At 54.8% G+C, this 4,194-nt stretch carries 3 protein-coding genes and 1 pseudogene; 1 reads left to right on the forward strand and 3 read right to left on the reverse strand.

The window, feature by feature from the left end:
• Positions 1-201 precede the first annotated feature (201 nt).
• Together BOW52_RS16340 and BOW52_RS16345 are read right to left on the reverse strand one after the other, a co-directional pair.
• On the reverse strand, positions 202-921 hold the full coding sequence (locus BOW52_RS16340) for an RNA pseudouridine synthase (protein ID WP_078485149.1): 720 nt from the start codon (positions 919-921) through the stop codon (positions 202-204).
• Positions 922-1,135: 214 nt separating this feature from the next.
• Positions 1,136-2,032 carry an ABC transporter substrate-binding protein gene (locus BOW52_RS16345; RefSeq protein ID WP_078485150.1) on the reverse strand — a complete coding sequence of 299 codons (897 nt, stop codon included), beginning with the start codon at positions 2,030-2,032 and terminating at the stop codon, positions 1,136-1,138.
• Between the two features lie 427 nt (positions 2,033-2,459).
• Between BOW52_RS16345 and ylqF the strand changes: the two are divergent.
• Positions 2,460-3,302: pseudogene (gene ylqF, locus BOW52_RS16350) on the forward strand (ribosome biogenesis GTPase YlqF); the annotation flags it as partial.
• Positions 3,303-3,377: 75 nt separating this feature from the next.
• Here ylqF and BOW52_RS16355 read toward each other — a convergent pair.
• Entirely contained in the window at positions 3,378-4,049 is a 672-nt protein-coding gene (locus BOW52_RS16355; RefSeq protein ID WP_078485152.1) for an RluA family pseudouridine synthase, read from the reverse strand.
• Between the last annotated feature and the right edge of the window lie 145 nt (positions 4,050-4,194).

Below are 4,194 nucleotides of genomic sequence, written 5' to 3' on the forward strand. Positions count from 1 at the left end.
TCGTCGTTCGCTCGCGCTCTCAACTACGAATAGGCAGACGGCGTCGACTATCGCGGACTAACCGCCTTCGCTTCGCTATCCATAGCGGTCAGCGAATGCACGTAATCTTTTGAGCACTGTCATCACATCCACACTGTAGTCGAAATCAGAACGGGCCTGAATTGCCCCGTCACTACAGGGCTTCTAATACAGACGAGGTGATCAGAACAGCTTACCTGACGGCAGGTAACGCCACCGCCCCGGCGGCAGTTTGCCCATCGAGATACTTCCGATGCGAATTCGTTTCATCGTCGCCACACTCAAACCGACGCTCTCGCACATAAACTGAATCTGCCCCGGTCTTGGTGCCTTCAGCGCAAAGCGTAATCGCGCCTCACTCTGCCGACTCACCTTGGAGCGCATCAGTGGCGCACCTGCCATCTTCATCGGCCGGTTGAGCTGCTCAATCTGCGCATCACTCACAACATCGTTCAGCTCGACCACATACTCCTGCTCATTTCTGTTGGCATCCTCCACCAGACGGCGAACCACGCGCCAGTCATTGGTAAAGGCCACTAGACCCGTCGCCTTGGCCTCCAGCGGTGCCGTGGGTTTAAGCCCCGAGAAGTGACGATTAAGGATGCGGATACGGGAATGATCTTCCTCACTGCGACTCTCAGGCGTAATCAATCCCAGTCCAGCCTCGGGGGACTTCACATCAAATGGATCTGGCAAATTTAGCAGCATCGTCACCGGCGTAATCGGCTCAAGCGTCGCATCGGGGTGCAACTCCACCTTCTGCTGCGACACCTTGAACTGCGGTAGATCGACCATCTTTCCATCGACCTTCACCCAGCCACCCTCAATATACTTCTGGGCATTGCCGCGCGAGCAGCCAAGCAGCTCAACCAGACGTTTGTCGAGACGAATGGGATCACTCATCACAGTCACACAACAGCAGAGATAGTTGGAGGTTCATATATAAAATGGTTACCGGTGTCATTGTTCAGAATAGGTTAATCGCGCCGTGGCATGTTACAGGTGAGGCTAAATAGACGAAAGTTAAAACGTGTGGTTGAGAGCAATCAGGTAGGGTGGGCCGCCCTCTTTGCCCAGGCGACAGTGACAAAATCACGTTACCCTGAGGCTCCCAAGATCATCCCTGTGGTGCAACAATCGCCGCCCCGTAGGCGTGACGTTGGCTGATCGCACCACCATAGGCAAACACATCCAACAAGTTCTCGTAGGCCTGCTGTGGAATGGTCGGATCATCCTGCCAGCAACCCAACCGCTGGTAGGCCAACACCGTCTGACTCAACACCAGTGGATCAATATCGGTAAAAAACCCGTACTCCTGCTCCCTGGCGGCGATCTCCTCCGCCGGGGCCTGCAGGACAAAGGCCTGCGATTTTCGGTAGGCACGCATAAAGGCCTGCGCCTGCGCCTTCTCCCCCTGCAACCACTCCCGCGAGGCACAGAGGCTGCTATAGGCGACAGGGCCTACTGCATCCCCCACCGCGGCCACAACATGCGCCTTACCGTCATGTTCGAGTTGCTGTGGCGCAGGCCCCTGCAGATGGAGATAGTCGGCTCGCCCCGCAAGGAAGGCCGCTAGCATCGACTCCGGCTCCCCGGCATCCACCACCTGCAGCGCCTCATAGTCTACCCCCTGACGATGCAGGCCATATTTCAACATCGCCATCGGCTGAAAGAAGTGATCCACCAACACCTGCCGACCCATCAACTTGCGCCATGAAAAATCGGCGTCGGGCTCGCGGGCGGCAATAAAGAAACCGTCACGGTTATTAATCTGGGCAAAATGGACAATATCGGGCAGCTCCCCCGCCTCCAGCGCGGCAAAACTGGTGGCCACTGCCGACTGAGCCAAATCACAGCTACCACGCTGAATATTCTCCACCACCGTATCCCCCGGCCTCTCCTGACGATAGTGAGCCTCCAGTCCCTCCTTCTTAAGAAAACCACCCGCCATTGTCATCAACAGCGGGCTATAGAATGCCGAATGGCGTAAGGGCATGATGGTGATTTGCGACATATGAAACTCTTATTAATGAAACGCTAGAGAAGAGAAGACGACTCGGTAACCAACGAGATGCCTAATGGTATTCAGCCAGCACCAATCCAGAACACGGCCTCTCTAACATGCTCTGCAATGTGTATAGATTTTAGGATAAGGGTTTTCAACGACACCGTCCCCCTCCATCTCAGCATATCCCTCTTCCGCATTAAACCGGCAGGGTGCACAGGCTTCTATTGTCCACGCAGTAGCGGGTAGATCAAATCATCCAGCCCCATCGATTGCTGGAAACAGAGCCACTGCCTCAGCACTATCGGCACGATAACCGATTCGGTTGCTGTACAATCCGATCAACCGATACGACATCGCCGCACGCCAACATCAGGGCTCATAGACGTTCCAAACGGCGATAGACAGACACCTCCAGATAACGAATCGATACAACATGGCTATACAGTGGTTCCCCGGGCATATGCACAAGGCCCGCAAAGAGGTCAAAAAGAGCATGCCGCTCATCGACATGGTGATCGAGGTGCTTGATGCCCGCATCCCCTACAGCAGCGAAAATCCGCTGGTCGATGAGCTGCGCGGCGAGCGCCCCTGCATCAAGCTACTCAATAAGAGCGACCTGGCAGACCCCGCCACCACCAAGGCGTGGCAACAACACTTCGAGCAGGAGCGAGGCGTAAAGGCGATCGCCATCGTCGCCGAGAAGAAGGGCGAAGCGAAAGGGTTGATCCAGAAGCTATCCCAGATCGCCAAAACAGAGCTGGGAGATCGAAACCTCGAACTGAAACCGGCGCGGGTGATGATCATGGGCATTCCCAACGTCGGAAAATCGACCCTGATGAACGGCCTGCTCGGCAGAAACCTGGCCAAGGTGGGCAACGAACCCGCCATCACCAAAATGCAGCAGAGCACCCGCCTGGCCAACGGCATCCTCATCTACGACACCCCCGGCATGCTCTGGCCGAAGGTCGAAGATGAGGACTCCGGCTATCGTCTTGCCGTCTCCGGCGCGATCAAAAGCACCGCCATCGAGTTTGAAGATGTCGCCCTCTACGCCGCCGACTACCTGCTGCACCACTACCCCGAACTGATAACGGCACGCTACAAACTCAAAGAACTACCCAAAGACGATATCGAACTGCTCGAAGAGATCGGTCGCCGCCGCGGCACACTGCGCTCAGGTGGCCGGATAGATATGCACAAGGCATCGGAAGTGCTGCTGAACGATTACAGAAGCGGCGCACTCGGTCGTATCAGCCTGGAGACGCCTGAACTGGTTGCTGCCAAAAAGGCGATGGTTCGCAGCGACAAGCCTTAACTCAGCAAGATCAACCCGATGCGCTCAATGCGCTCCTCAAAACGGACAGGGGCTATAACCTTTAATCCGCTCTCCGCTAACCGGGTGATCAAACTCAATATACGTGGCATGCAGCATCAGGCGCTCTGCCATAAAAAACGCCTCATCCGTGGCATAAAGATCACAACCCAGAATCGGGTGACCTAACTCCCTGCTATGTATCCGCAGTTGATGCGTACGCCCAGAGAGAGGTCTGAAAGTTACGCGTGTTGTGACGGGATTTTGCAGGCGCTCCACCACATCAAAATGGCTAACGGCTATCTTGCCGCTCTCATAACAGATCTTCTGTAACGGGAAGTTGGCCCTGTCCTTGGCAATCGGCCTATCGATACAGCCGCTATCGGCAACAACATCCCCGTGCAAAATAGCCGTATATTCCTTAGCAACAGTGCGCGCCTGAAACTGTTTACCAACATGCGCATTCACCGACTTGTTGAGCGCCACGATCAAAATCCCCGAGGTGCCAAAATCGAGTCGGTGAATCATTGTGGCGGTCGGAAACTCTTTGACCAGGCGAAAGTGAACTGAATCTTTATTCAGAGGGTGCTTACCTGACAGCGTCAACAGGCCAGAGGGTTTATTGATTAACAGAAGATGCTCATCCTGATAAAGAACCTCGATCTCCTCATTACACCGAGGAGCAATAAACGGATCAGCTTGTGGTTGCATAAGGGAGTGCTGTCAGGAGATGAACGATAGTGAATGATCTCAGAATAGTCGGGGAGTCGCTATTTTTGCGGAAGCATGTTTTGGGCATCCAAGCCCAAGCAAGCGGCAAATACTTAACGCGACCGTTTATGCCTACGGCGCCCCG

Source organism: Solemya pervernicosa gill symbiont, assembly GCF_002020875.1.
Lineage (GTDB): Bacteria > Pseudomonadota > Gammaproteobacteria.